We start from the raw sequence: 26275 nt of genomic DNA, 5'->3' as shown, positions 1-26275 counted from the left end.
GTCAGACGCTGCGCACGTCGCTGCAGTCGATCACGGCGACCTCGACGCAGGTACCACCCTCCTGGCCACTGTGGGTGCTCTTTCGCCAGCCAGGGGTTGGTGAGTCCATGTCGGGTCACGTCCCTTCCATGAGGGCTCGGATCAGATCGGTCGATGCGGCCGCAGACAGCGCGGCCGATCTGATCAGGTCGAACATCACCTTAAGACCCTCGATCGGCTTATGTTGCTCGATCAGGGGGCCGTGACCGTTAACGGCCTCGGCGTAGCCCAGGTCCGGTGCTTCGTCGAAGCTGAAGATCGTGAAACCCCCAGACGGATAGACCGGGGCGTCCTCCGGTAGTACGTGAATCGTGATGTTCGGCCGCTCTGCCAGCTCAAGCAGCCGCGCGTACTGCTCGCGCATCACGTCGGGGCCGCCCACGACGCGCCGAAGCGCCGACTCCGAAAGGACGAAGACCAGCCACGGCGCGTCCTCTCGATCGAGGATCTCTTGGCGGGCCAGCCGGGCGGCGACGAGTTGTTCCAACTTGTCGTCCGGCTGCCCTGCCCGCAGCACCTCCCGCGCGTAGGCCTCAGTCTGCAGCAGGCCCGTGATCAGTAGCGGGTCGAAGAGGCGGAGGGAGGCGGCGCGGGCTTCGGCGGCGACGTAGTCGCGGAACCAGCTTGGGGTCTGTTCGCGGCGGACCTGCCACCAGAGCTCTTCGAAGTAGGCGTCGAGGCCGAAGAGCTTGTCGAAGCCCTTGGACATCTCCGGGGTGGTCGGTCGTTTGGCGGTCTCGATGTGGCCGATCATCTGGCCGGTCACCCCGACTCGTGATCCTAATGCGTCTTGGGAGAGATTGGCCTTTTTCCGGTAATGCCGGAGGCGATACCCGTACTGCGCGATCGCCGAGACGCGCGGATCGAGTTCCCGTTCTCGTCCCATCGATTCGATCTCCCTTGTCGGTGGTTGTGATGTGTAGCGACGAAATCGTATCGACGGTAAACGCCCCGCGACACGCTGGGGAAGCGATCCCTTCAGCGACCCGCGAGGGGTAGGAGAAATCGTCGACCGCGGAGGAAGTCTCGTGATCGAATCGCGTCTTCCGTATGAAATATCTCTCAGCCCGAACACGGCGGCGGCGCCCTGCGCCCGTCTCGTGCTCAAAGACCGGCTGCGGGAATGGGGCCTGACGGACCTGCTGGACGATGCGAGCACCGTCACGGGTGAGCTCGTCGCCAACGCGGCCCGGCTCGGCCAGGTCTTCACGGTCCGGCTGATCCCCGAGGACGGCGCCCTGCTGGTCGAGGTGGTGGACTCCTCACCGGACGAGCCTCAGATCAGGGACGCGTTCGGCGACTCGGACGCGGAGGGCGGGCGGGGTTTGCTGATCGTGGCGGCACTGGCTGTCGGCTGGGGCGTACGCCGGGAGGGCCGGCGGAAGGTCGTCTGGGCGCGGGTGGCGCCATGACGACCGACCTATTCAGGCCGCCGTGAATAGGTGCAATATCGGACGATGCACCGCTGGCCACGCAGTCATCTTTTTTTGGGCTGTCTACTGTGGCGAGAATTTTCTCGCCACAGTAGACAGCCCAAAAAAGACGCCCCAGCCGGCGCCTCGGAAACTGAGGGCAGCGGCGGTCACTCGGAGGAGCACCCACGGCGGCCTTATGGCGATCTGCCCCATCTGCGACCTCGCCGCCGAATCTCGGGCGAACGGAACGCTCGGTATAGGCCGCATCTAGGCGGCGCTCTGCGACGTTATATCCGTGTTCACGACCGCGGTTACCGAGCATTTGGTACGCGTCCCCGGCGGGAAGCGGTTCCACGTCCGCTCGGCGGGCGACCGATCCTCGGTTCGGTGCCGGTACGGCCGCCGGGAAGGCTCCGCGAGCATAGTTCGGACGGCACACGCCGCCCGTCGACGGCGTCGGCACGTTCCGGCGCTTCGCCGGAGGGCCGGTCTCTGGAAGAATCACACCCGATCTGACAGACACTGGTGTTCTTTTCAGATGGGGCGCTCACCCATGGATCCTCTGCAGGTCGGCGATCCGCGACAGGTCGGGGCGTATCGCCTGCTCGGACGGCTGGGTGGCGGCGGGATGGGCCAGGTGTACCTGGCCCGCTCTCGCGGAGGCCGGCTGGTCGCGGTGAAACTCGTGCGTCCCGAGTTGGCGAGCGACGCGTCGTTCCGCCGCAGGTTCGCCCAGGAGGTCGCCGCGGCCCGCAGGGTCGGCGGCTTCTACACCGCTCCGGTGGTCGATGCCGATCCCGGCGCCGATCCACCGTGGCTGGTCACCGCCTTCATCTCCGGCCCGTCACTGCAACAGGCCGTCGACACCCATGGGCCGCTGCCCGCCCAGGCGGTCGGTGTGCTGGGGGCGGGGCTGGCGGAGGGGCTGGCCGCGATCCACGCCGCAGGGCTGGTGCACCGTGACCTCAAGCCCGGCAACATCATCCTCGCGGCCGACGGTCCCCGCGTCATCGACTTCGGCATCGCCCGGGCGCTGGACGCCGTCCAAGCCTCGACGACCGTGCTCGGAACGCCCGGGTTCATGTCTCCTGAGCAGGCGGGTGGGCTCCGAGTAGGGCCGCCCAGTGACGTGTTCGCGACCACCTGTTCGGCTTGGTCAGCGCCTGCCTGGCCAAGAGCCCGGAGGAGAGGCCGAGCCTCGCCGAGATCCTGAACCGGCTCGCGGGCCCCGCCGAAATGGGCGGTCCGTGGCTGCCGCCCGCCGTGACCGCGATGATCGGCGAACGCGACCGTGAACTGCGGCACCAGAACCAGGACCGTGGGCCGAGGCCCGGCACCAGGGCGCTGACCGCGAGGTCGGACGTTCGCGGGTGGCGTCCGAGCCGCCGCGACTTCATGGTGGCCGGGTTGGACGTCGCGGCCGTTCCGGCCGTTCCGGCGGCCTCCATGCTGCGCTCGGGGAACACACGCCGGAGCCCGGCTCCGAAGCCGAACGCCAGCGAAAGGCCCCTCCGGCCCGGACCTCCGGTGACGCTCCTCGACGGCGGCGGAGAGGTGCGATCGGTGACCTTCAGCCCCGACGGCACAATGCTGGCCGGTGTCGGCGACGACGGTAAGGCCAGGTTGTGGGAGGTGGCCGCCAGGACATCGGCCGGGACCTCTCACCACACGGTCACCAACCCGTGGGGCAGGCCCCTCGCGAAGGTCACCGCTTTCAACCATGAGTTCACGGCCACCCTGTCCGCGGCGTTCAGCCCGGACGGGGCGCGCCTGGCGGTGGGCAACGGCGACGGAACGATCAGTTTGTGGGACGTCGCCACCGGTGCCGTCGCCGCCCTTCCCCACCAGGACCCCGTCGAGTGGAACGGCTCCCTGAGTTGCGTGGCGTTCGACCCGGCCGGCGCGACGTTGGCGACCGCGTACGACGCCCCGGCCGTCCGACTGTGGGATCCGGCCACCCGGACGAACAGCGCGACCCTGCACACCGGCGACGGCCACTGGGTCGCGGCCTTGGCTTTCAGTCCCTCCGGAGGCGTCCTGGTCACCGCGAGCGGCAACTGGGACATCACCCGCCGCGAGAGCGTCGCCGTGCTCAGTACCGGCGACGACGCGAAGATCAACTGTGTCGCCGTCAGCCCCGACGGCACGACCGTTGCCGGCGGTGGGAGTCGTCTCACGATCTGGAAGATCGGCTGACCGCGCGGCAGCCGTCGACCTGAACCGGCTCGGTCGACGCGTAGGCGCCGGGGTCGTTCGAGCCGACGGCCGGCCGATGGTCACCCAGGGGAAGTCCTGCCTGTGACGCGCGTCATAGGCCGGTGCCGTCACAAAGGTCGCGGCGTCGGTGCCTTGTGGGCGAACGAACCACCGCAGCAAAGGAAACGTCATGAACCTCGCGCTCTGGATCTGCGCCGGACTGCTGGCCCTGGTCGCCCTGGCCGGCGGGATCAGCAAGACCTTCGTCCCCAAGGAGAAACTGGCCGCGGCCCACGGCGGGGGCTGGACCGACGCCGCCAGTGTCGGCTTCGTCAAGACCCTCGGCGTCCTTGAACTCCTGGCCGCGGTGGGCCTGATCCTGCCCGCCCTGGTCGGCGTCGCACCGGTCCTGGTGCCGGTGACCGCCGTCTGCTGGATCCTGCTGATGGTCGGCGCGATGGTCACCCACGGGCGACGCGGCGAATTCGCCCTCGTGGTGCTGAACCTCGCCTATCTCGCCTTGGCCGTGTTCATCGCGTGCGGCCGGTTCTGAGCCCTGGCCCGTCGGCTCAGGGTGATCCCGTCCGGTCGGTTCGCGGCCCGAAGGCGCCGGCCTCCCAGAGGCTGCGGACGTGGGCGATCACCTGCGGGCCGAGGGCGCTCAGCCCCTCGACGTCGTTGTCGGCGACCGCCCTGGTCACCAGGGTGCTGGTCGCCGCGACGACCATCTGGCAGGTGAACCGGCCCGCGTCGTCGGTGACCCCCATCAGGTCCGCGAACACGGCGGTGATGGCGTCCTGCAGCTCGCTGCGGCGCCGCATCGCCGCGGGACCGGCCGCGTACACCTCGATCAGGAACAGCCGCGTGTAGGGCAGTTCGATGGCGAGTGCCGCGAGGTAGGCGGTGAACGCCCGCTCGAAGCCCCCCAGCGGGTCCCCGGTCGCGTCCGGACCGGGCATGCGGTGTTCGTCGGCGCCGACCATCTCCAGCAGGTGCTGCAGCAGCAGGTCGGCGGCGACGTCGAAGGCGGCCATGAAGCAGTCGAGCTTGTCCTCGAACAACTGGTAGAAGCTCTGCCGCGACACGCCCGACCGCTGCAGTACGTCGGCGACCGAGGTGGCCACGTACCCTTTCTCGGCCATCACCTCGGCCATCGCCGCGCACAGCCGCGAGCGCTGGATGCGTCCCACTTCCTCCCGCGAGAGCGCGTAACGCCCGCGGGGCAGCCGACGCGGCGATGAATCCGACACCCGTTCACCATAGATGTTCACGGCACCGGCCGAGACGGGAGGAGCGCGAGGTCGAGCCGCCGGAGCCGCGCGGGATCGGCGACGATGTCGTACTCGGTGACCCGGTCGCCCGCCACCGTGATCACGAGCGCGAGCAGCAGCCGGCCGTGCGGGGCGATCACGACGCCGACCCTTCCGTCGACGAGCGCCGGTTCGGCGAATCTCGCGCGCCGCCCGAAGACCAGCGTCTCCCGCGCCACGGTGTCCGCCCCGCGCGCCACCGCCGGCCGGCCCGGCGTCAGCACGACCGCGTCGGCCCGCCGTACGACGTCCGGGGCGAGCACGGCGAGCAGCGCGGTGAGGTCGCCGTCGCGCGCGGCGGCGAGGAACGCCTCGACGACCCGTCGCTGCCGGGACAGCTCGGCGGTGGGGAGCGCCGTGGCGCCGCGTACCCGGTGCCGCGCCCGGCTGGCGAGCTTCTTGGCGGCGACCGGAGTGCGGTCGACGATGGGGGCGATCTGGTCGAACGGCACGGCGAACAGGTCGTGCAGCACGAAGGCGACGCGCTCGGCGGGCGGAAGCGTGTCCAGCACCACGAGCATGGCGCGGCCGACCGAGTCGATGAGCACGGCCTCGTCCTCCGGGTCGTCGTCCCCCGCCTGCGCGGACACCTCCCATTCGAGAGTGTCCTCCCGGCGCGAGGCGCGCGTCCGCAGCATGTCGAGGCAGAGCCGGGACACCACCGTACGGAGCCATGCCTCCAGGTTGTCGATGCCGCCTTCATCCGTGCGGCTGAGTCGCAGCCAGGTCTCCTGGACGGCGTCGTCCGCCTCGTTCGCCGAGCCCAGCATCCGGTAGGCCACCGCGCGCAACCGCTCGCGGTGCGCTTCGAAGCGCCGGGCCAACTCCTCGTGCTCGTTCATCGGTCACCTTCCGCCGTCGGGCTCCGTCTGTTTCGTGCCACCGAGCAGCGAGCCGACAGGAGAAGAGCGACCGATGATTCGACAGCAGCAGGATAACGAGTTCGACGAGGCCCGGCCGTTGCTGCGGCCGGTGGCCCTGGGGAACCTGCGGCTGCCCAACCGGGTGGTGATGGCACCGCTGACACGGTGCCGCGCCACCAACGAGGACCTGGTCCCGACCGACCTGCACGCCGCCTACTACGGCCAGCGGGCCGGCGCCGGCCTGATCGTCGCCGAGGGCGCCTGGGTGAGCGCGGAGGCGATCGGCCTCCCGAACGTTCCCGGGATCTACAGCGAACGGCAGGTCGCCGCGTGGCGCCGGGTGACCGGCCTCGTCCACGCCCTGGGCGGCCGTATCGTGCTGCAGCTCTGGCGCCCGGGCGACGACTCCCGCCCCGTCCGGGAGATGAGCGTCCCGGACCTCGACCGCCTGATCGCGGAGTTCGGCGCCGCGAGCGGGAACGCGCGCCGGGCGGGGTTCGACGGAGTAGAGATCGCCGCCAACGGCACCCATCTGCTCGCGCGGTTCCTGAACCGGCGGCTGAACCGGCGCACCGACGGATACGGCCTCCCCGGGCACCGGCTCCTCCTCGAGATCGTCGACGTGGTCACCGCCGCCTGGGACGGCCGGCGGGTCGGGGTGCGCCTGTCGCCGTACTGGAGCGTCGCCGACGCGCCCGCCGCCGACCGGTCGCGCGCGGACTACCCGTTCACCGGTGACGACCGGACGCTCGCGGGCTATGACGCGCTCGTGGCCGAGCTCGGCGAACGCCCGCTCGCCTACCTCCACCTGCGCGGCCCGGCGCCCGGCGGGCCCGTCCCCGACCTCGACGCCTTCGCCCGGTACCGCAAGCTCTTCGACGGTCCGCTGATCGCCAACCACGGCTTCGACCGGGACAGCGGCTCCGCGATCATCGACGCTGGACTCGCCGACGCCGTCTCGTTCGGCCGCCTCTTCGTGGCCAACCCCGACCTGGTGGCCCGGTTCGCGCTGGGCCACGAGACGGCCGCCGACGACCCGGGCACCCACTACACGGGCGGCGCACGCGGCTACGTCGACCACCCGATCTGGTCGGCGCCCTGAGGATCTCCACCGTCCGTGTCCGCCAGCGACTAGGCCACGGTGCCGCCGGTGTTCCGGATCATCTGCTGGAGCACCTTGAGGGCGATGACGTAGTCGGCGTCGTCGATGCCCTGGTGGATGCGTGCGCGGATCGCCGGGGCGTGCCGTTTCAGGCCGGTGCGGGCCTCCCCCCCGCCTCGGTGATCCACAGCCGACCCCCGTCGGGCGAGATCGTTCGTGAATCCGAGGTACCGCGCGAAGGACAGCACGAAGTTCTCGCTGCCCACCGTCTGACCTTGCTTCGACGGGACGAAGAGGGTCCGGTCGAGCTCGGAGCCCCACTCGTGGGCGATCGCGGGCTCCAGCCGCCGGCCCTGCGCGTCGACCGCCCCGTCGTGGAGACGACGGACGACGCGGGCCTCGGCGCCGCTCAGGCAGGTCGAGGAATCCTGGCCGGCCTTGCACAGCAGCGTCGCCGGGTCGAAGTGGCACTGTCGCGGGTCGCCGATCAGGCCGTCCTTCACACCGTCCAGCCCGTCACAGGCGGCCAGCACAGCGCGGTGGATCAGCGGCAGCCTGCCGGCGAGGAGGATGTAGCGGCCGTCGTCGAGGTTGGTCAGGACGTTCCACGCGTGGTGGAAGGTGTTCTGGACGACCATGTCGTTCGCCGGGGCTCCGGCGGCGATGCCGTCGAAGTCGCCGGGAAAGCGCTGGGCCTCCATCAGCGCCTCACGGCCGCCGTCGGAGCAACCGTCGAAGTAGGAGTGGGCGGGAGAACGACCGTAGAACCGGGCGATGACGGCCTTGGCGACCTGGTTCGTCACGTGGACGCCGCGGTAGGCGAAGTCGATCTGTGCCTGCGGGTTGTTCGCCGCCCAGGACCCGTCGGGGCTCCCCTGGTGCCCCATGTCGGTCGTCGCGCTGGCGATCGTGCCGTCCGTGACCGGCGTGCAGGTCGACGCGCGTGACTACCTCTCCCGCGTCCGCGACGGCGCCGCGACCAGGCGGGCGACGATGACGAGGCAGAGGAGCTGCGGCAGGGTCTCGGTGAACAGGTGCGCCGAGGTCTGCTGTGCCGACTGCAGGCGCAGGCCGACGAGCAGGGACACCGTCGCGGCGAGCATCGCCGCCGCCGGGAGCCACGGCGTGCCCAGCCGCGTACGCGCCGGGGCGAGGGCGAACGCCACCGCCGCGACCGCCGCCACGGCCGTCCCGCCGAGGCCATCGCTCCAGTAGCCGATGCCCGCCGCGGCTCCGGCCGTCAGGACCAGCGTGGAGACCATGACCACGCGGGACCTCTCCCGCTCGGTCTCCGGTCGCGGGGCCGGTTCGGCGGGGCGGTGGCGGGACGGCCACAGGGCGGCGATCACCAGGACGACCAGGAAGTTCAGGCCGATGAGGACGGCGGCCTGGTACGTGCCGTCGGGGGTGTACGACAGGCGGACGGTGCCGACGGTGCCCGCCGGGAGGGCCCACGCCTGGCGCCAGCCGTCGATCCGTACCGGGCGCAGGGTCCGCCCGTCGATCTTCGCCTGCCAGCCGGCGTTGTAGTTCTCGTTGACCACCAGGTACGAGGCGCGCCGCGCCGAGACCTCGACCTGCCGGTGCTCGGACGTCCACCGTGTCACGGTCACCGGCGACGGCTCGCCGTCCCCGGCCGCCGTGGCGCCGGCCGGGGCGAGCACGGCGGAGTCGACGCGGAAGGCATCGGACGGCGCCGAGGCGAGCCGGTCGTCGCCCGCCTTGACCGTGACCGTGCGGCACGCCTGGAACCGGAACGCCCGTCCCTCCAGGAGGTCCGTGTACGTGCCGGTCGCGCGGGTCGGCACGTCGACGCCGTTCAGCCGCAGGTGGGGGCCGAACCCGCACGGCAGTGGGACGCGCGCGCCCGGCAGCGTGCGGAACGGCTTGACGCCCGGCACGGTGACGTCGGTGATCTGCGGCAGGCCGGAGAACCGCAGCGTCAGCCGGCTCGTGCGCATCGGCTTGAACGACACGCGGCCCTTGTCGTCCAGCGGCGCCTCGCGCCACTGGCCGTCGTCCCCCTCCACGCGGACCTGGGTGAGGTAGGCCGCGCCCGCCGGACGCCGTACGGTGAGCTGCCCGACCTGGATCTTGCGGCCCCAGGACAGCGACAGCCACGGCGCGCGGTCCCCCGTCGCGGGCACCCATGTCGTCGCGGGGTCGGCGTCGAAGGCACTGCGAGGCAGGGTCGCGGGCTCCCGGGTCAGCGTCGAGCTCGCCGTGACCTGGAGACGGGGGTCGGTGCTCGTGTACCGCTGGATCAGGTCCGGGTCGGTGAGGGCGGCCGTTCCGGTCAGCTTCGCGGTGTCCGTACGGGCGGCGGTGAAGACGCGGTCGAAGGCGTACGGCTCCTCCCCTCGGCGTTCGAGGTACGGCGAGCAGACCCAGCGGATCGAGCCCCGCAGGCACGCCGGCATTCCGTCGGAGGTCCGGGCCATGACCACCGTCGCGCCGGCCGGGACGTTCGGCAGGCGGTACTCCCGGCCCGCGCGCACGCCGTCGACGTGCAGTTCGGAGATGGCGACGCGGGCGGCGGCGGGGACGGCGGGCCGCGCGGTCAGCGACCGGATCCGGACGCGCAGCCAGCGGGTCCGCCCGGCGGGGACGCGGAGCGACTGCGCGGCGGAGGTACGGGCGAGGTGCTGGACGACCCGGCCGGTCTCGGTCTCGACGGCGATCTCGTCCGGCGGCGGGCCGAGGCCGTCGTCCTGGGCGAACGCCACCGTGACGTTCCGGGGCGTCAGCGGGTGGTCGAAGTCGACGCGGAGCCACTGGCCGACGGGGCCGGTCCAGCCGCCGCTCTCCCACCGGGTGCGCGGGTCGCCGTCCACGGCGGCGTACGGGAGGGCGCCGGGCTGGTCGAGTTCGGCCGGCGAGGTGATGTCGGACGCGGAGGCGGAGGCCGTGACGTCCTTGACGCCGGTGTAGGCGGCGACGGTGGAGTAGCGGTCCCAGCCGGATTCGAGGACGTCACGGCGGGTGGCGGGCACGCTCCCTTCCGCTGCCGCGGTCAGCGTGGGCGAGGTGTGGCCGCGCAGTTCACCGAAGTCGCGTTCGACCTTGCGCAGGGAGTCCGCGACGACGGGCCGGCCGGTCGCCTTGGGATCGTCGGCGCCGAACAGGACGGGCCGGCCGGCAGGCAGGCCGTCTTCGGCCATGGTGAGCAGGGCCTCCGGCGAGCCGTACAGCCGCAGGGCCCGGTCGGCGTCGAGCAGGCCGACGGTGTCGTCCGCGCCGTCGACCTCGTAGATCTCGACCGGGGCGTACGGCTGGTCCGGTGAGCTCACGGCGTCGTCCGGCAGGATCGAGCCGGCCGGCACCCCGCCGAACCAGGCGACCCGCCGGATGCCGGGCGAGGAGTCCAGCGCCTGGTGCACGCGGGCGGGCCACGCGCCGCGCAGGTCGTCGCGGCGCAGGTCGTTGCGGACGAGGAGGTAGCGGATGCCCATGCGGGCCAGTACCTCGGTCAGCCCCGCGGAGCCCCGGCCGGTGGTGATCCGCTGGTCGATGGCGTCGAGCAGCCGCGTGAAGCCGGCCGAGCCGGCGGGGACGAGCTGCCGCTCGCCCCAGCGGACATTCAGCAGCGGCTGGGTGACGTCGTCCATCGGGCGGCCCCACAGGTACTCGCCGAAGCGCGCGCCCGGAACGGCCAGGACGCCCTGCTCCCCGGCGCGCCCGTTCAGCCAGGCGGCGGCCTCGCGCCAGTACTGCGGGACCTCGCGGAAGTCGCCGTCGGCGGACAGTCCCGTGCCCAGCGCGGACAGCAGCACCCCGGCCAGGGCGGCGGCCGCTCCGGCGGCGGTCTGCCTCCGCCATCGGAACGGCGACGACAGCAGGTGCGCGAGACCGAGGGCCAGCGGCAGCCGGACCAGGCCGTCGAACTTGTAGAGATTGCGGAGCGGCGCTAGCGGCCCGTCGATCAGGTCCCGTACGGCGGGCGCGAGCGGGCCCGCGTGCCCGGCGACCATGACCACGAGACCGGTCAGCAGCGTGAGGACGAGGAAGGTCCGCTCGGGGAGCCGGGCCCGTACGAGACCGGCCAGGCCGAGGGCGGCGACGAGACCGGTGCACAGGACGGGGAGCGTGGCGGTCGCGAAGGCGTGGCCGAGGGGCCACCAGGGACGGCCGTCCACGACGAGGAGGTTCAGCCAGCGTTCCGAGCCCCGCAGCACGTTGGCGGGGCCGGTCGTCGCGGTGGTCGTCGCGGCCTTCTCGGTGTAGAGCAGCCACGAGTAGGCGTACCGGCCGAGCAGGAGCAGCGGCACGGACCACCAGGCGGTGGCGCAACCCACCGCGACCGCCCACCAGGCGAGGAGGCGCGTCCGGAACAGGCGCGGACGCCCCCGGGGGCTCCGGGTGAGCACGTACAGGACCGGGACGACGAGGACGGCGAGGACCGCGGTGGCGTTGATGCCGCCGCAGCAGGCGACGGCCAGCCCGGACCGGGCGGCCGCGCGGACCCGGCCGCCGCCGTGCGCGGCGGTGACCAGGGGCAGCACCATCCAGGGCAACGTCGCCAGGGGCAGGTACTCCGAAGAGTTCGTGCCGAGGGACGCCAGGCCGTGCGGGCCCAGCGCGTACGCGAGGGCGCCGATCAGCCGCGTGTCCGGCGTGCCGATCCCGAGGCGGCCGGCGAGACGGCGGGCGCCGAGGAACGCGACGCACAGCAGCGTCGCCAGCCACAGCCGCTGGACGATCCAGGACGGCATGCCCGCCAGGTGGCCGAGCGCGTAGAACGGGCCCATCGGGAACAGGTAGCCCGACACCTGGTTCTGCAACTGCCCGAACTGCTCGATGTCCCACAGGTGCAGCGCCCGGCCGAGGAAACCGAGCGGGTTCACCGCCATGTCGATCTTGGTGTCGGCGATGATCCGGCCCGGCCGGGTCGCCGTCGCGAGGAGGGTCAGCAGCGCGCAGCCCAGGAGGGTCCGCAGGCGGTCCCGCAGCCGCTCGTCGAGACGGGGCGGCTCGGTGTCGGGGGACGGTTCGGCGCGGGTCAGCGCGGCCATGGGAACGACTGATCCTCCAGACCGTGCGCCGTCCCGCGCCGGACGGCCGCGTCGAGCAGCGCCGCCATGCGTTCGCCGCTGCGCGCCCACGTGAACTCGGCGGCCCAGGCCCGGCAGGCGGCGGCCGTCTCGCGGCGTCGCTCCGGCCCGGTCAGCTCCTTCAGCGCCCGCTCGACGACGTCCGCGAGGTCCTCGCCGTCGCGCACGAGCCGGCCGGTCACCCCGTCGACGACGGCGTCGCGCAACCCGTCGACGTCGTACGCGACGGTCGGCACGCCGAGCGCCGCCGCCTCGGCCACGCTGAGGCCCCAGCCCTCGCCCCGGGAGGCGCTGAGGTGGAGCCGGGCGCGGGCGACGAGCGCGACCTTGTCCTCCTCCGGCAGGTAGCCGTGCAGGACGACCAGGTCCGCCAGACCGCGCGCGGCGATCCGGGCCCGCAGCCCGGCCTCCTCCGGTCCCCGCCCGATGACGTGGATTCGCACGCGGAGGCGTTCGGCGACGTCGAGCAGCCGGTCGACGCGCTTGTGCGGAACGAGCCTGCTCACGCACACCAGCTCCGGGTCGCACTCCGCCGGCTCCGGGACCGAGCCCGGCGGCGTGACGCCGTTGGGGACGATGTGGACGGGGCCGGTCCAGGCGAGGCGTTCCCGCATGGCGGCCACCGTGGACGGGGAGACCGCCACGCAGGCGTGCCGCCGGTACGTCCACCGGGCCACCGGCCCCTCGAGGAACCGGCCGATCCGCGCCAGCCACGCCGGGAAGTAGACGCCGAACTGGTCGTCGTGCACGTGGTGGACGACGCACAGCACGGGCACGCGGCGCGGCAGCACCCACGGCGTGAAGAACGGGATGCCGTTCTGGCAGTCGAGGACGGCGTCGAACGCCCGCCGGTGCCGCAGCGTCCAGGCCAGGACCAGCGGATAGACGCCGAACCGGCCGCCCAGGCGCACCACCTCGACGCCCTCGACCCGCTCCCGCCGGGCCTGGCCGGGCGCCCGCCCGGTGACGAAGCACACTCGTGTTCCCCGCGCGGTGAACCACCGGGCCATCTCCCAGGCGTAGCGCTCGGCGCCACCGGCCTCCGGATGCCAGGGGTCGCGCCAGTTCACGATCGCGAGCGTACGCAGTTCCCGCTCGGCCGTCATCCGGCGCCAAGCTCGTCGGCGACGGTGATGGGGCGCTGCGCGGCCGGGGTGCGGCGGGCCTCGGCGTGGATGCGGAGCAGGTCGCGCAGGCAGCCGACCGTGTGCCGTCGTACGGAGAAGGTCGAACCGGGTACGTCACGCCACACGACGGGGATCTCCACGGGTTCGGCGCCCCGGCGCCGGCAGTGCAGCAGCAGTTCCACGTCGAAGGCGAAACCGGACGTGCGGAGGTCGGCGGCGGCGGCCCGGGCCAGCGGGCCGGTGAAGAACTTGAACCCGCACTGCGTGTCGGCGACGCCTCCCGTGAGGTCGTGGACGAGGCGGTTGAAGGCGAGCGCGCCGACACGGCGCAGCGGATGCCCGTACACCTCGACGATCGAACCCGGATGCCGCCGCGAGCCGATGACGACCTGGTGCCCGGCCCGCAGCAGGACGAGGACCTCGTCGAGGGCGGCCAGGTCGGTGGCCATGTCCGCGTCACAGAACCCGGCGTACGGGGCGGTGGTGGCCAGCAGTCCGGCCCGGACCGCCGCGCCCTTGCCGGGCACCGGGCAGTGGACGAGGCGCACCGGCACCGGCCCGGACCAGCGCTCGGCGATCCGCGCGGTGGCGTCAGTGCTGGCGTTGTCCACGACGACGATCGAAGCGCTCAGCGGCAGCCCGGCCAGCTTGGCGGACAGCCGTTCCAGGCCGTACGGGAGCCGCCCGGCCTCGTTGCGCGCGGGGATGACGACGTCCAGCGCGGGGGCGGGCGGGCACTCCGGGTGCACGGCTCACCGAGAGCCGTAGTTGTACAGCGGCTTCACGACCGGGTCCTGCTGCGAGGTCGTGACGACGCGCACGACGCCGAACGAGGCGATGAGGGCCAGCACGATTCCGGCCAGCATGGCGACGGCGATCCGCATCATGGCTCCTTCGGCGACAACGATCTGAAGAGGCTACCGACCGGTAGCCGCATTGACCACACAAGCGCCGCAAAAGTAGTGAACGACGCTATTGCCGTAGGCCATTGCGAAACCGGCGTCTCTCTGCTCCGGGCGGCACCGGGGATGCGGTAGAGGGTCAGGTCGGGTCCGGTGACGACGCGTTCCGTCCCGGGGAGCCGGGCCGCCCACGTGCCGAACTCCTCGGGCGCGTCGACGGCGACGTAGCGGATCCCGTGGGCGCGCAGCGCGTCGGTGAGCGGCGCGCCGGAGCGGACGAGCGGGTCCAGCGCCCGGGCCCGCGGGTCCTCCACCGCCATCCGGAGGTCCCGCCGCCCGCCCGTCCCGACCCGTACGGCGTCGTTGAGGACGACCCGGCCGGGCAGGTAGCGGGGCAGCGGATCGAGCACCCGGCGTCCGCCGTTCCAGGCGTAGGTCCGGTACGCCTCCCACGGCAGGACGAGCACGGCACCGGGCTCGGCCGCCACGACGGCGCGCGCCCGCGACCAGTCGGCCGGATAGCGCACCGCCGCGAGCCGGCCGCCCGCGCCCCAGGCGAGGCCGGGCAGCAGGGCCACCGGGACGAGGAGGGCCAGAACGGCCAGTTCGGGACGCCCGCCCGTGATGCGATCGACGGCCGGACCGGCCCCGACCGCCTCCGGGCCGCTGCCCGCGACCCGGCCGACCGCCGGGCCGACCGCGACCGCCTCCGGATCCCTGCCCGCGACCCGGTCGGCCGCCGGGCCGGCCCCATCCGCTTCCCGACGTCCGCCCGCGACGCGGTCCACGGCCAGGCCGACCCCGACCGCGACGACGACGGCGAGCGGCGCGACGTACTGCTGGCCGTCCCGCAGCACCGCGAACCCGGGCCACAGCCCGATCGCCCAGCGCAGGAGGCCGGGGACGACCGCGCCGAGGGCGGCGAGGACGAAGCCGACGAGCGCTGCGACCCCCAGCCCCCGCGTCCCGGCCGCCCGGCCGCCGCGCGCGTACGCGACCAGGGCGAGCAGGACGACGCACAGCCACGGCACGGCGGTGACGACGGCGCCGTACCCGGGCGGCACGGTCTCGGCGTTCCAGCCGCCGCCGAGGAGCAGCAGGCTGCCGAGCGCGCCGAACGGCGTGTCCGCGCGGGCGGCGAACGCCGCCACCCCGGCCGGGTCCGCCGGGACCCCCGAGAACCGCGTGAGGGAGGGAACGAGCCACGGCAGGCTCATCACGAGCAGCCCCGCGAGCAGCCACGGCAGCTCTTGCCCCGACCGACCGACCCCGACCGACCTTCCGGCCCCCGACCAACCGACCCCGACCGACCTCCCGGGGCGCGGCCGGTGCAGGCCGATCACGAGGACGACCAGGCCGGACACGGCCATCGCGGCGAACCCGCCGATCGCCGCCGGCACCAGCGCGAGGACCAGCCGCCGGGGCTCGCCGCGCGCGGCCGCCCGCACGACCCACGGCAGCGCGGCGTACCCGAGGAGCAGCGCCCACTGGCCGAGGAGCAGCCGTTCGGCGACGAAGGGGTTCCAGGCGTAGACGACCCCGCCGGCCAGCCGGGCCGTGAGCCGCTCGGCGGGGACCAGCGCGGACGCGGACACGCAGGCGATCACGAAGACGGCTAGCAGGATCGCCTTCTGCACCACGTCCGCGGGCGCGACGTGGGCCAGCGCCGTGACGACCGCGTCGCTGGGCACGTGCCGCGGCAGCATCCCGGCCAGCCCGAACGTCTCCCGGTCGAACGTCGGATGCGGCACGAACACCATGTCGTACGCGAGCGTGAACCCCGGGGCCAGCGCGGGCCCGAGCGCCAGCAGCCCCAGGACCAGCCCCGTCCCGGCGGCGACGACGGAGCCCCGGGACACGCGCTAACGCCCTGGTTCGGGGTCCCGGGGCAGCCCGAGGAGGCGTTCGGCGATCACGTTGAGGTTGACCTCGGTGGTGCCTCCGCCGATGGTCATCGCGCGGGAGGCGAGCAGCAGCCTGGCCCAGTCCGCGCGCGGTCCCGAACCGGGCGGGCCGGTCAGCGCGCCCTCGGCGCCCAGCAGCCCGAAGCCGTACTCGGTGACCCGCTGGCCGTGCTCCATGCCGACCAGCTTGCTGACGTTCGCGGTGGCGCCGGCGTCCACGCCGGACAGCCGCTTGAGGGTGGCGCGCAGGCCGAGCAGCGCGAACACGTGCGCGTCGGCGACCAGCCCGCCCACGCCGTCGCGGGTGACCGGGTCGCCGGCGAGGCCGAGGTCGCGGACCAGGTCCAGCAGCCGGGGCACGTCCGCGCCGAGCTGCCAGCCGGTCGACAGGTTCACGCGTTCGGCGGTGAGCGTGACCCGCGCGACCTGCCAGCCGGCGTTCACCGGGCCGACCACGAGGGAGTCGGGCACGAAGACCTCGTCGAGGAACACCTCGTTGAAGACCTCCGCGCCGGTGAGGTCCTTCAGCGGCCGGACCCGCACGCCGGGTGAGGTCATGTCGACGAGGAAGTAGGTGATGCCCGCGCGCTTGGGCGCGTCCGGGTCGGTGCGGGCGACGCAGATCCCCCACTGGGCGTACTGGGCGAGCGACGTCCAGATCTTCTGCCCGGAGATCCGCCACCCGCCGTCACATCGGTCGGCGCGGGTGCGCAGACCGGCCAGGTCGGAGCCGGCGCCCGGCTCGCTGAAGAGCTGGCACCACACGATCTCGCCCCGGAGGGTGGCGGGCAGGAAGCGCTCCTGCTGCTCCGGCGTGCCGTACGCGGCCAGCGACGGCACGACCCACGCGCCGATGGCGAGCTGCGGGCCCTTGATCGCGGCGGCCCGCAGCTCCTGGTGGATGACGACCTGCTCGAGGGGCGAGGCCGCCCGGCCCCACGGCCGGGGCAGGTGCGGCTGCACCCAGCCGCCCGCCGCCAGCTCCGCGATCCGCTCCCGCTCGTCGAGCGCGGCCAGTTCGGCGACCCGCGCCCTGATGTCGCGCCGCAGCGGCTCGGCCTCGGGCGGCAGGTCCAGCTCGCGTTCCCGCGTCTCCCCGGCCAGGGCGAGCCCGGCGATCGACGCCCGCTCGTCCGCCGCGCGGCCCAGCGCCGCCCGCAGGGTCAGCGCACGCCGGTAGTACAGGTGGGCGTCGTGCTCGAAGGTGTAGCCGATGCCACCGTGCACCTGGATGCAGTCCTCGGCGCAGGCCACGGCCGCGTCGGGGGCGACGACGGCCGCCACGCCGGTTGCGTACGGGACCTGGTCTCCGGCCACGACGGCCTGGGCGGCGTCCCAGACGGCGGCGCGGGCCTTCTCCAGCTCGATCAGCATCCGCGCGCACTTGTGCTTGACGCCCTGGAACTGCCCGATCGGCCGGCCGAACTGCTCACGGGTCCGGGCGTACGACGCCGCGGCCTCGACCGCCCACCCGGCGACCCCGCACGCCTCGGCGCCGAGGATCACCGCCGCGAGGGCCCGCACGTCCTGCACGGTGACCCCGGTCAGCACGCGGTCGGCGGGCACGACGGCGTCACGCGCCGCGACGCGCGCCGACCCGCGTACGGCGTCGACGGCGTCCGGCGTCTCGACGTCGCACTCCCGGCGGTACAGCGCGACCCACTCCTCGGCGCCGTCACCGACGGCGACCGGGACCACGAGGACGTCGGCCGTCGGGCCACCGAGGACCGGTCCGGCGCCGCCGCCCACGATCAGGGCGTCGCCGCTTCGCCGCCCCGTCAGCCCGGTCGCCAGGCACACCGCGCCGGTCAGCGTCCCCCCGGCGAGGCCGGGCAACAGCTCCCGGCGCGCCTTCGGTGCCTCGGCGGCGGCGATCACCGCGCTCGCCAGCACCGTCGGGACGTACGGCCCCGGAGCCAGGGCCCGGCCCATCTCCTCGACGGCCACCGCGAGCTCCAGGACGGAGAAGCCCTGGCCGCCGTGCTCCTCCGGGAGGTGCAGGCCGAGCAGCCCCTGCTCCGCGAGCTCCCCCCAGTGGGCGGGCCGCGACGCGTGTACGCCCTGCTGCCCACCTCCGTGGCCGCGGCCCACCGCCCCCTTTCCACCCCCGTGGCTTCCGTCGTCCGCGACGGCCGCCCGGACCACCGCGCGGGACGCGTGCCGCTCGGTGAACCGGCGCACGCTCGCGGCCAGCTCCTCGTGCTCCTCGGTCAGCCCGATGCCCATCCGGCGCTCCCCCGTGCCGCTACTTGCCGGGCTCCGGGTCGCGCGGCAGGCCGAGCATGCGTTCGCCGATGACGTTGAGCTGCACCTCGGTGGTGCCGCCGTAGATGGTCATCGAGCGGCTGAACAGCATGTACCGGGCCCAGATGCCGGTGGCCTGACCGGGCTCCTCCACGGTGGCCACCGCGCCCTGCGCCTCCCAGATGAAGTCCGCGACCTCCTGGTTGAACTGCACGCCGAGCAGCTTGCGGACGCTCGCCTCGGCGCCCGGCTCGTGGCCCGAGATCTGCTTGAGGGTGAGGCGCAGGCCGAGCAGGTCGATCGCCTGCCCCTCGCAGAGCAGCCGGCCCAGCTCGATCAGCGTGGCCGGGGACAGGTCCTTGCCCTGGAAGAAGTTCAGAAGCTCCCGCGTGCCCGCGCCGAGGCCCTGCCCGCTGGACAGTTGCACGCGCTCGTTGCTGAGGGTGTTGCGGGCGACCTTCCAGCCCTGGCCGACCTCGCCGACGACCTGGTCGTCGGGTACGAACACGCCGTCGAGGAAGACCTCGTTGAACATCGCGTCGCCGGTCAGCTCGCGCAGCGGCCGCACGTCGACGCCCTCGGCCTTCATATCGACGATGAAGTAGGTGATGCCGTCGTGCTTCTTGGGCTCGACCGAGCTGCGGGCGACGCAGATCGCCCACTTGGCGTGCTGGGCGAGGGACGTCCAGATCTTCTGACCGGTGAGCCGCCAGCCGCCCTCGACCTTCTCGGCCCGCATCTGCAGCGAGGCCAGGTCGGAGCCCGCGCCGGGCTCGCTGAACAGCTGGCACCACACCATCTCACCGCGCAGCGTCGGCGCGAGCCACCGCTCCTGCTGCTCCGGCGTGCCGTACGTGACGAGCGACGGCACGACCCACGCGCCGATGGCGAGCTGCGGCCCCTTCACCTTGGCGGCGCGCAGCTCCTGGAGGATGAGCACCTGCTCCATCGGGGAGGCGGCCTTGCCCCAGGGCTCGGGCAAGTGCGGGAAGACCCAGCCCTCGTCGCCCATCTTCGTGAACCGCTCCCGCTCGTCGGTGATCGCGGCGAGCTGCTCGACCTCCGCGCGGATGCGGTTGCGCAGCGGCTCGGTGTCCTCGTCCAGCTCGACCTCGACGGCGCGGCGTACGCCGTCGAGCGCCAGCCGCGCCACCGAACCGGCCCAGTCCTTGCCGGGCCCGAGCAGGACGCGCAGCGTCGAGGCGCGGCGCAGGTAGAGGTGGGCCTCGTGCTCCCAGGTGAAGCCGATGCCGCCGAGCACCTGGATGCAGTCGCGGGCGCAGCGCAGCGCGGCGTCCGGCGCGATGACGGCGGCGACGCCCGCCGCGAAGCCGGACTCCTCGGCGGGGTCGTCGGAGGCGCGGGCGGCGTCCCAGACGGCGGCGCGGGCCTTCTCCAGCTCGATCAGCATCCGCGCGCACTTGTGCTTGACGCCCTGGAACTGCCCGATCGGCCGGCCGAACTGCTCGCGGACCTTGGCGTACTCCGCGGCGGTGGTCACGCACCAGTCGGCGAGACCGGCGGCCTCGGCGCCGAGGAGCAGCGCGGCCAGGTCGAGGACCTCCGGGCCCGTGAGGCCGGTCAGGATCCGGTCGGCCGGAACGGCGACGTCCTCGGCGGAGACCCGGGCGACGCGGCGGGTCCGGTCCAGGCTCTTCAGGGGCGCGACCGTGAGCCCGGCGGCGTCGACGGCCACCCACTCCTCGCCCTCGTCGGTCGTGACCGGCAGCACGATGACGTCGGCGAGCCCCGCGCCCAGGACCGGCTCGACCGTACCGCTGATCGTCAGGCCGTCGTCCGTACGGCGGCCGGTGAGGCCGGTCGCCAGCGACAGCGCGCCGATCAGGGAGCCGTCGGCGAGGCCGGGCAGCAGCGCGGAGTGCGCCTTGCCCGCCTGTTCGGCGCGCAACAGCGCGGCGCTGGCCAGCACGGTCGGCAGGAACGGCCCCGGCACGACGGCGCGGCCGAGGGACTCCAGGGCCACCGCGAGCTCCAGCAGCCCGGCGCCCTGCCCGCCGTGCTCCTCGGGCACGTGCAGACCGAGGAGGCCCTGCTCGGCGAGGCCGGCCCAGAAGGCCGGACGGACCTCCTCTTCAGCGTCGAGCGTCGCGCGTACGACGTCCACGGACGCGTACCGCTCCGCCCAGCCGCGCACCGCGTCGGCGAGCGCCTCGTGCTCCTCGGTCAGCCCGATCGCCATGTCCCCACCTCATCCCGCAACGTCCCGTCGCGGCCTACCTTAGATGGCCACGGACACGGATTGGAATGGGATTCGGTATGTGACCCGGCTCTCGGGCCGAGGACCGGATCAGGACACCTTGATCGAGTGCATGACGTAGTTGACGTCCGGCCAGAGCTTCTTGTCGGTGTTCGGCACCGTCATCAGCAGCACGCCCGGGGCCTTCTTGCCCGTGTCGACCACCGCCACCGTGAAGAGCTCGCCGGTGGTCTTCACACCATGCTGGTGGTAGGTCAGGTAGTAGCCGACCAGCCACCCCTTGTGGCCGTCGACGTCCAGCGACTGCGAGGCCAGCACCCTCTTGTGGTGCGTGTAGCCGTACAGCTTCGCCTCGTAGGCGTCGGCGACCTTCGTCGCGGCGGCGCGCTCGGTGCCCGGCCCGCCGTAGGCGGCCTTGTTCGCGCCGCCCAGTTCGGCGCTCAGCAGCCGGCCCCAGCGCTTGGGCTCGCTCACCGCGAACTGGCCGGCGCTGAACCCGAGCTCGGCCATGGCGCTCTTCTGGGTCTGCATCTGCCACGGCTTGCCGAGCTTCGGGTAGGTCAGGCCGGCCCGCGCGTCGGAGATGTGCCCCACCGGTCGGGTGTGGGCGCCCTTGAACTGCGTGAGCGGCTTCTCCGGCTGGTCGTCCGCCGGCTGACCCGCCTTCTTCGACGAAGACGCCTTCGGCTTATGACTCGGGCTCGAGCTCGTGGTGTCGTCCGACTTCTTGCCGGCGGTCAGGAAGTACGCGCCGCCCGCCGCGACCAGGCCGACGACGAGCACGCCCACCACGGCCAGCAGCGGCCGCTTGGACCGGCCCTTCTCCTCGAAGTCGTCGTAGCCGTCGTAGCCGCCGGTCGGCGGAGCCGTCGGTCCCCCGGCGGGGCCGTCGCCGTTCTGCTCCCGCATCCAGTCCGGCAGCCGCAGGTTGCCGCTGCTCGGCTTGCCGGGCTGCGGCGGCGGGCCGGACGGGCCGAGCGGCTTGTCCCACATCGCCGGGTCGTCGCCGTGGGAGAAGAAGTCGTTCTCCGCGGCCTGGTCCTCGGCCGACACCGGGCCGCCCACCGGGGACGGCGGGACTCCGGGCACGCCCTGGAACGCCTCGGGACCGTGGAACGGCCGGGACGGGGCGGCGTCGGCGTACGGCTGCGGGCCGGCGGGCGGCGGTCCGGCCGGCGTCGCCGGGCCCGCCACGCCCTCACCGGGGCCGAGCAGCGACTCGAACGAATAAGGCTCGGACGCCGGGCCCGGCCCCGGGCCCGCGCCGTCGGCCGCGGGTCCGGTGTCGAGGCCGGCCGTACGCGTCGGATGAGCGGGGGCGAACCCGAACGACGGGTCCGCCACCTCGTACCCGTACGTGGCGTCCCGCGCGTCGTACGGGGCGACCTGCGGAGTCTCCGCCCCGAAGGGCGGCGTGGAGCCGGTGGGCTCGGTCTCGGGCCGGACGGGCTCGTTCGGGCCGGAGGAGGAGCCCGCCGCCGTCCGGTGGCCGAACGGCGGCGGCTCCTCCTCCGGCACGGACGAGAACGCCGTCGTCGGCTGGAAGGAGACTTCCGGGTCGGCCGGCGGCTCGGCGCCGGAGGAACCGCCGCGCTCGGCCGGCGGCTCGGCGCCGAAGGAACCACCGTTGGAGAAGGAGCCGGTCTGCTCGGCGGACGGGCCGGCGCCGAACTCGGCGGGCGCGCCGAAGCCGCCGTACCCACCGGCCGCGCCGGACTCACCGGAGCCGTCGGGTTCGGGCGTCGCGGGGGCGTCGGCCGGACCGTGCGGAGGGTCGGCGGGCTCGAACGGCGCGCGCTCCCGGCGCGCCGCCTGCGGGGCCTGCTCGGACGCCGAGACCGTGGGGAACCCGCCCGTCGGCGCGTCGTCGTCCGCCATGGGGCCGGGCCGGCCGCTCGCCGGCGGGAACGCCGACGCCGCGAAGTCTCGTCCGCTGACCTCGGGAAGCGGCCCTGTCGGCTCATCCTGTTCGGAATACGGGCCGCTGTGGCTGTTCGCCGGACGCCACTGCCCGGCGCTTCCCTGATCAGACATGCCGCACAGGTTACGTGAAGATCAACAATTCTCGTGTCGAACACTAATTACGGCCAGGCCACAGCTTGTTAGCCGCAGCATGGCGTCACCGTGACGTCCGTCTCACGCCTGAGTGTCCGCGAGAGCACCGCGATCGGGCGGAATTCCCGGCCTGGCAAGCCTTTCGCGCGCCAGCAGCGTACCGCCGGCCACCGCACCGGGCATCGCCAACACGGAACCGAGCGGAATGAGGAAGGTCACGAACACCGCCACGCCGAATCCCAGGGACAGCCCCCGGTCGCGGCGCAGGAGCGCGAAGCGTTCGCGCCGCCGTACCCCGCGGCGCTCCAGCGCGATCGACGTCAGCTCGAACGTGAGGAAGTAGCCCGACACGCACGCCGCGAGGACGGGGACGACCGTCTGGCCGACGACCGGCAGGAAGCCCAGGACGAAGAACAGCACGGCGAAGAGCGTGGTCACCGTCCCGACGACGACCGCGTCCGCGATGGCGCGCGCGAGCTGCCGCAGCAGCGGAACCCGGACCTCCCGAGGCAGCCCGCCCGCGCTCTCCTCCACCCGCCCCGACAGGCTCTCGTAGAAGGGGTCGCCGACGACCAGGGTCACGGCGGTGAACGTGACGATCGCGATCATGACCGCGGCGCCGAAGACGAGGACGGCGATCAGCCCGCGCGTGGCGCCCCGTGCGGCCTTCGACCAGTGATCGGCGAACGGGCTCATCGCCTTCGCCAGGTCCCAGTCGTAGTGGGCCAGGACCACGAGGCCGGCGACGTAGACGGCGAGAACGATCAGCGCCGGAATCAGGCCGAACAGCCATTGTTTCGGGCGCCGCGCGACCCATGCCATGCCTCGCAGGAAATACCGGACCCCGGTCGCCAAATTCCGCACGCGCCCACATTAGAGCCCGAACACCGTCTGACACCCTCACCGCGCGTACGTGGCGGATCTCGGCGCGCGCGTCGCCGCGCGTTCGGCCGCGCGCCGGACACCCCGCAGCATCCCGCCGAAGACGATCTCGTGGCACGGCCGGATCGCCCACCAGTAGAGATGGCCGAACAGGCCGTGTGGACGGAAGATCGCGCGCTGCCGGAACCAGGTCCGCCCGCCCCGCTCCTCGACGCCCAGCTCCAGCCAGGCGAGGCCCGGCAGCCGCATCTCCGCCCGCAGGCGGAGCGACGCGCCGGGGACGAGTTTCTCGACCCGCCAGAAGTCCACCGCGTCGCCGACGCGCAGCCGGTGCGGGTCGCGTCGCCCCCGGTGCCTCCCGACGCCGCCGACCAGCCGATCGATGCCGCCCCGGACCGCCCAGGCCGTGCGCCAGGAGTACCAGCCGGCGTCCCCGCCGATGCCCTCGATGACCCGCCACAGCACGTCCGGAGGCGCCGCGACCGGCGACTCGCGGACGTCGGCGTACACGGTGCCGCCCGCCCACACCGGGTCGGCCGGCGACGGGTCGCTGGGCGGCGCGGCGGCCGAGTCCGGGGTCGTGGCCTCGGCCTCGCGGGCACGCCGGAGCGCCAGGCCCACCGCGTCGTCGAAGCCGGTCGGCCCGCCCGGCGGGTCGGGCACGAACCGCCGGATGTCGCGCTCCCGGCAGACGACCTCGTTGGACTGGGACTCCACCAGGGGCCGGGCCAGGCCGCCGGGCACCGGGGTGACCAGGCCGACCCACAGGCTCGACAGGTGCGCGGTGAGCACGGGGACCCGCACGACGAGGCGGCGCGGCAGCCCGGCCAGCGCCGCGTACCGGCGCATCATCTCCTCGTAGGTCAGCACGTCGGGGCCGCCGATGTCGAAGGTCCGGTTCACCGCCGGCGGCAGCGCCGCGCATCCGACGAGGTACCACAGCACGTCGCGCACGGCGATGGGCTGCGTGCGCGTGCGCACCCACCGGGGGGTCACCATCACCGGCAGCCGCTCGGTGAGGTACCGCATCATCTCGAAGGAGGCCGAACCGGAGCCGATCACGACCCCGGCGCGCAGCACGGCCGTCGGCACGCCGGACGCCAGGAGGATCGCGCCGACCTCCGCCCGGGACCGCAGGTGCTCCGAGAGATGCCCGCCTTCGGCCGGGGCCGGCCCGCCCAGGTAGACGATCCGGCCGACGCCCGCGTCCAGGGCCGCCGCCCCGAACGTCCGCGCCGCCCGCCGGTCCCGCTCCGCGAAGCCCGGACCCGATCCGAGCGCGTGCACCAGGTAGTACGCGACCGAGACCCCCTCGAGGGCCGTCCGGACCGCGGCCGCGTCCAGGACGTCCGCGCGGACGACCTCCACCCGCCCGAACCACGGCCGGGCGCGCAGCCGCTCGGGAGAGCGGGCCAGGCACCGCACCCGGTACCCGGCGCCGAGCAGTTCGGGCACCAGCCGGCCGCCGATGTACCCGGTCGCCCCGGTCACCAGGCACAGTCCCCGGTCCTCGCCGCTCACCGCTCACCCCCGGACCGCGCCCGGTGGAACCGTTCCCGTCCCTCGTCGAGATCGATCACGGGATCCGGGTAGTCCAGTCGACGGCGCACCTCCGCGGGCAGGAGCCACGGGCGGTGCACGGCGGCGCCCTCGATCTCGGCGAGCTCCGGCACCCACCGGCGCACATAGTCGCCGCGCCGGTCGAACCGCCGCGCCTGCACGAGCGGGTCGATCACCTGGTTCGGCCGGGTGCTGGCGCCGGTCCCGGCCACCCACTGCCAGTTGAGCTGGTTGTTCGCCACGTCCCCGTCGACCAGCAGGTCGAGGAAGTGCCGCGCGCCGACCCGCCAGTCGACGTACATGATCTTGGTCAGGAAGCTCGCCGTGATCAGCCGCCCGCGATTGTGCATCCAGCCCTGCTCCGCAAGCTGCCGCATCGCCGCGTCGACCAGCGGATATCCGGTGCGCCCCCGCCGCCAGGCCGCGACCGCCGCCTCCTCGGTCCGCCAGCGGTCACCCCGGGGCCGGTAGTCCTCGCGCGCCGCCTCCGGGCGGTCCGCGAGCAACTGCCGGTTGAAGTCCCGCCAGGCCACCTGCCGTACGAACGCCGTGGCGCCGGGACCGCCCACCGCGGTCGCCCGGCGCACCAGTTCGACGGCCGACAGGCACCCGAAGTGGAGGTACGGCGACAGCCGGGACGTGGCGTCCCCGGCCAGATCGTCATGCCGGTCGGCGTACCGCGTGACCGGCCCGTCCAGCCAGGCGGCCGCCCGCCGCCGCCCCTCGTCCTCCCCGCCGCGCGGCAGTACGGGCGAGGGCGCGCCGTCGGCCAGGTCGGCGCCCGACGGCAGGCGCTCGGACCGTACGGCCGGGACCGGCACCTTGTCCGGGGCGGCCAGCGGCTCGCGTACCGGAACATCGCTCCACTTCCGGAAGTAGGGAGTGAAGACCGCGAAGTGCCCACGGGACGCCGGAGTGATCGCGCCCGGCGGGACGACGACGGTGACGGAGTCGTGGACGCACAGTCTCCGACGGGAGGATTCCAGCACGCGCCCCAGTCGCGCCTCGCGCCGCTGCGCGTACGCGCTGACGTCCCGCGCCAGGTGCACCGAATCCGCCCCGGTCTCCTCGGCCACCCGCGCGACCTCGGCCACGACGTCACCCCGGCGCACCACGAGGCGACCGCCCCGGCCGCGCAGCGCGCCGTCCAGATCCGCCAGGCAGTCGGCGAGGAAGGCCGCCCGGTTGGGAACCGCGAACCCGGCGTCCCGCACCCCGTCGTCGACGACGAACAGCGGCACCACCTGATCCGCCGCGTCCAACGCCGCGCGCACCACCGGATTGTCGTGAACCCGCAGGTCGGCCGTGAAGAGACAGATCGCAACGGACATCACTTGTGGGCATTCCCCGCCCAGCCCCGCCCCAACGCGCGAATCGGGACGACCGAGCGGCGGGGAGGGGCCCCGG

At 73.5% G+C, this 26275-nt stretch carries 20 protein-coding genes and 1 pseudogene; 5 read left to right on the top strand and 16 right to left on the bottom strand.

Translation table 11 applies throughout. From position 1 onward, the window contains the following. Position 1: 1 nt before the first annotated feature. Together AB0K82_RS10760 and AB0K82_RS10755 are read right to left on the bottom strand one after the other, a co-directional pair. Entirely contained in the window at positions 2 to 109 is a 108-nt protein-coding gene (locus AB0K82_RS10760; protein ID WP_364395203.1) for a DUF397 domain-containing protein, read from the bottom strand. A gap of 6 nt (positions 110 to 115) precedes the next feature. Then, entirely contained in the window at positions 116 to 925 is an 810-nt protein-coding gene (locus tag AB0K82_RS10755) for a helix-turn-helix transcriptional regulator (RefSeq protein WP_364395201.1), read from the bottom strand. 142 nt (positions 926 to 1067) lie between these two features. On the opposite strand from AB0K82_RS10755, the gene AB0K82_RS10750 reads away from it, so the two are divergent. The 4 genes from AB0K82_RS10750 (at position 1068) to AB0K82_RS10735 (ending at position 4203) form a co-directional block, all read left to right on the top strand. Beyond that, on the top strand, positions 1068 to 1451 hold the full coding sequence (locus AB0K82_RS10750) for an ATP-binding protein (RefSeq protein ID WP_364395199.1): 384 nt from the start codon (positions 1068 to 1070) through the stop codon (positions 1449 to 1451). 556 nt (positions 1452 to 2007) lie between these two features. Beyond that, positions 2008 to 2667: a serine/threonine-protein kinase gene (locus AB0K82_RS10745; RefSeq protein ID WP_364395197.1), complete on the top strand. Its 660-nt coding sequence runs from the start codon at positions 2008 to 2010 to the stop codon at positions 2665 to 2667. Next, positions 2607 to 3650 carry a hypothetical protein gene (locus AB0K82_RS10740; RefSeq protein ID WP_364395195.1) on the top strand — a complete coding sequence of 348 codons (1044 nt, stop codon included), beginning with the start codon at positions 2607 to 2609 and terminating at the stop codon, positions 3648 to 3650. Before AB0K82_RS10745 ends, AB0K82_RS10740 begins: the two co-directional genes overlap by 61 nt. A gap of 190 nt (positions 3651 to 3840) precedes the next feature. Further along, a complete protein-coding gene (locus tag AB0K82_RS10735; protein ID WP_364395193.1) occupies positions 3841 to 4203 on the top strand; it encodes a DoxX family protein in 363 nt (120 codons plus the stop codon). Positions 4204 to 4219: 16 nt separating this feature from the next. Here AB0K82_RS10735 and AB0K82_RS10730 read toward each other — a convergent pair whose 3' ends face one another. Both AB0K82_RS10730 and AB0K82_RS10725 read right to left on the bottom strand, forming a co-directional pair. Continuing rightward, positions 4220 to 4900 (bottom strand): TetR/AcrR family transcriptional regulator, encoded by a 681-nt coding sequence (locus tag AB0K82_RS10730; RefSeq protein ID WP_364395191.1) that lies wholly within the window; start codon positions 4898 to 4900, stop codon positions 4220 to 4222. 17 nt (positions 4901 to 4917) lie between these two features. Beyond that, positions 4918 to 5802, bottom strand: a complete 885-nt coding sequence (locus AB0K82_RS10725; RefSeq protein WP_364395189.1) for a sigma-70 family RNA polymerase sigma factor — start codon at positions 5800 to 5802, stop codon at positions 4918 to 4920. Positions 5803 to 5875: 73 nt separating this feature from the next. Between AB0K82_RS10725 and AB0K82_RS10720 the strand changes: the two genes are divergently transcribed. Further along, on the top strand, positions 5876 to 6925 hold the full coding sequence (locus AB0K82_RS10720) for an alkene reductase (protein ID WP_364395187.1): 1050 nt from the start codon (positions 5876 to 5878) through the stop codon (positions 6923 to 6925). Positions 6926 to 6954: 29 nt separating this feature from the next. Here the strand turns inward: AB0K82_RS10720 and AB0K82_RS10715 are convergent. From AB0K82_RS10715 to AB0K82_RS10660, 12 genes and pseudogenes are all read right to left on the bottom strand, one after another. Further along, positions 6955 to 7848, bottom strand: a pseudogene (locus tag AB0K82_RS10715) (tannase/feruloyl esterase family alpha/beta hydrolase); the annotation flags it as partial. Between the two features lie 24 nt (positions 7849 to 7872). Then, on the bottom strand, positions 7873 to 11937 hold the full coding sequence (locus AB0K82_RS10710) for an alpha-(1->3)-arabinofuranosyltransferase family protein (protein WP_364395185.1): 4065 nt from the start codon (positions 11935 to 11937) through the stop codon (positions 7873 to 7875). Next, positions 11925 to 13082, bottom strand: coding sequence for a glycosyltransferase family 4 protein (locus tag AB0K82_RS10705; RefSeq protein WP_364395183.1), 1158 nt, complete (start codon positions 13080 to 13082; stop codon positions 11925 to 11927). Before AB0K82_RS10705 ends, AB0K82_RS10710 begins: the two co-directional genes overlap by 13 nt. After that, on the bottom strand, positions 13079 to 13852 hold the full coding sequence (locus AB0K82_RS10700) for a glycosyltransferase (RefSeq protein WP_364395181.1): 774 nt from the start codon (positions 13850 to 13852) through the stop codon (positions 13079 to 13081). The genes AB0K82_RS10705 and AB0K82_RS10700 overlap by 4 nt, the downstream gene beginning before the upstream one ends. A 3-nt stretch (positions 13853 to 13855) precedes the next feature. Continuing rightward, on the bottom strand, positions 13856 to 13987 hold the full coding sequence (locus AB0K82_RS10695; RefSeq protein WP_364395179.1) for a hypothetical protein: 132 nt from the start codon (positions 13985 to 13987) through the stop codon (positions 13856 to 13858). Next, positions 13987 to 15864: a hypothetical protein gene (locus tag AB0K82_RS10690; protein WP_364395177.1), complete on the bottom strand. Its 1878-nt coding sequence runs from the start codon at positions 15862 to 15864 to the stop codon at positions 13987 to 13989. Before AB0K82_RS10690 ends, AB0K82_RS10695 begins: the two co-directional genes overlap by 1 nt. A 3-nt stretch (positions 15865 to 15867) precedes the next feature. After that, positions 15868 to 18135 carry an acyl-CoA dehydrogenase gene (locus AB0K82_RS10685; RefSeq protein WP_364395175.1) on the bottom strand — a complete coding sequence of 756 codons (2268 nt, stop codon included), beginning with the start codon at positions 18133 to 18135 and terminating at the stop codon, positions 15868 to 15870. A gap of 19 nt (positions 18136 to 18154) precedes the next feature. After that, the gene (locus tag AB0K82_RS10680) at positions 18155 to 20353 is read right to left on the bottom strand and encodes an acyl-CoA dehydrogenase (protein WP_364395173.1); all 2199 of its coding nucleotides are present in this window, start codon (positions 20351 to 20353) and stop codon (positions 18155 to 18157) included. A gap of 108 nt (positions 20354 to 20461) precedes the next feature. Beyond that, positions 20462 to 22405, bottom strand: coding sequence for a hypothetical protein (locus AB0K82_RS10675; RefSeq protein WP_364395171.1), 1944 nt, complete (start codon positions 22403 to 22405; stop codon positions 20462 to 20464). 102 nt (positions 22406 to 22507) lie between these two features. Next, positions 22508 to 23290, bottom strand: a complete 783-nt coding sequence (locus AB0K82_RS10670; RefSeq protein ID WP_364395169.1) for an EI24 domain-containing protein — start codon at positions 23288 to 23290, stop codon at positions 22508 to 22510. A 36-nt stretch (positions 23291 to 23326) separates the two neighbouring features. After that, positions 23327 to 24829 carry an SDR family oxidoreductase gene (locus AB0K82_RS10665; protein WP_364395167.1) on the bottom strand — a complete coding sequence of 501 codons (1503 nt, stop codon included), beginning with the start codon at positions 24827 to 24829 and terminating at the stop codon, positions 23327 to 23329. Next, complete coding sequence (locus AB0K82_RS10660; RefSeq protein ID WP_364395165.1) at positions 24826 to 26199, bottom strand: deoxyribodipyrimidine photo-lyase; 1374 nt, start codon at positions 26197 to 26199, stop codon at positions 24826 to 24828. Before AB0K82_RS10660 ends, AB0K82_RS10665 begins: the two co-directional genes overlap by 4 nt. Between the last annotated feature and the right edge of the window lie 76 nt (positions 26200 to 26275).

Source organism: Actinoallomurus sp. NPDC052274 (assembly GCF_040679475.1).
Lineage (GTDB): Bacteria > Actinomycetota > Actinomycetes > Streptosporangiales > Streptosporangiaceae > Actinoallomurus > Actinoallomurus liliacearum.
Note: the sequence above shows the minus strand (reverse complement) of the source record. Positions and strands in the feature narration are given on the sequence as shown.

Bases quoted from the DNA above. Each gene is read 5' to 3' on its own strand.
- AB0K82_RS10760 (WP_364395203.1), bottom strand. From the start codon at position 109: ATGGACTCACCAACCCCTGGCTGGCGAAAGAGCACCCACAGTGGCCAG.
- AB0K82_RS10755 (WP_364395201.1), bottom strand. From the start codon at position 925: ATGGGACGAGAACGGGAACTCGATCCGCGCGTCTCGGCGATCGCGCAG.
- AB0K82_RS10745 (WP_364395197.1), top strand. From the start codon at position 2,008: ATGGATCCTCTGCAGGTCGGCGATCCGCGACAGGTCGGGGCGTATCGC.
- AB0K82_RS10735 (WP_364395193.1), top strand. From the start codon at position 3,841: ATGAACCTCGCGCTCTGGATCTGCGCCGGACTGCTGGCCCTGGTCGCC.
- AB0K82_RS10725 (WP_364395189.1), bottom strand. From the start codon at position 5,802: ATGAACGAGCACGAGGAGTTGGCCCGGCGCTTCGAAGCGCACCGCGAG.
- AB0K82_RS10720 (WP_364395187.1), top strand. From the start codon at position 5,876: ATGATTCGACAGCAGCAGGATAACGAGTTCGACGAGGCCCGGCCGTTG.
- AB0K82_RS10710 (WP_364395185.1), bottom strand. From the start codon at position 11,937: ATGGCCGCGCTGACCCGCGCCGAACCGTCCCCCGACACCGAGCCGCCC.
- AB0K82_RS10705 (WP_364395183.1), bottom strand. From the start codon at position 13,082: ATGACGGCCGAGCGGGAACTGCGTACGCTCGCGATCGTGAACTGGCGC.
- AB0K82_RS10695 (WP_364395179.1), bottom strand. From the start codon at position 13,987: ATGCGGATCGCCGTCGCCATGCTGGCCGGAATCGTGCTGGCCCTCATC.
- AB0K82_RS10685 (WP_364395175.1), bottom strand. From the start codon at position 18,135: ATGGGCATCGGGCTGACCGAGGAGCACGAGGAGCTGGCCGCGAGCGTG.
- AB0K82_RS10680 (WP_364395173.1), bottom strand. From the start codon at position 20,353: ATGGCGATCGGGCTGACCGAGGAGCACGAGGCGCTCGCCGACGCGGTG.
- AB0K82_RS10675 (WP_364395171.1), bottom strand. From the start codon at position 22,405: ATGTCTGATCAGGGAAGCGCCGGGCAGTGGCGTCCGGCGAACAGCCAC.
- AB0K82_RS10660 (WP_364395165.1), bottom strand. From the start codon at position 26,199: ATGTCCGTTGCGATCTGTCTCTTCACGGCCGACCTGCGGGTTCACGAC.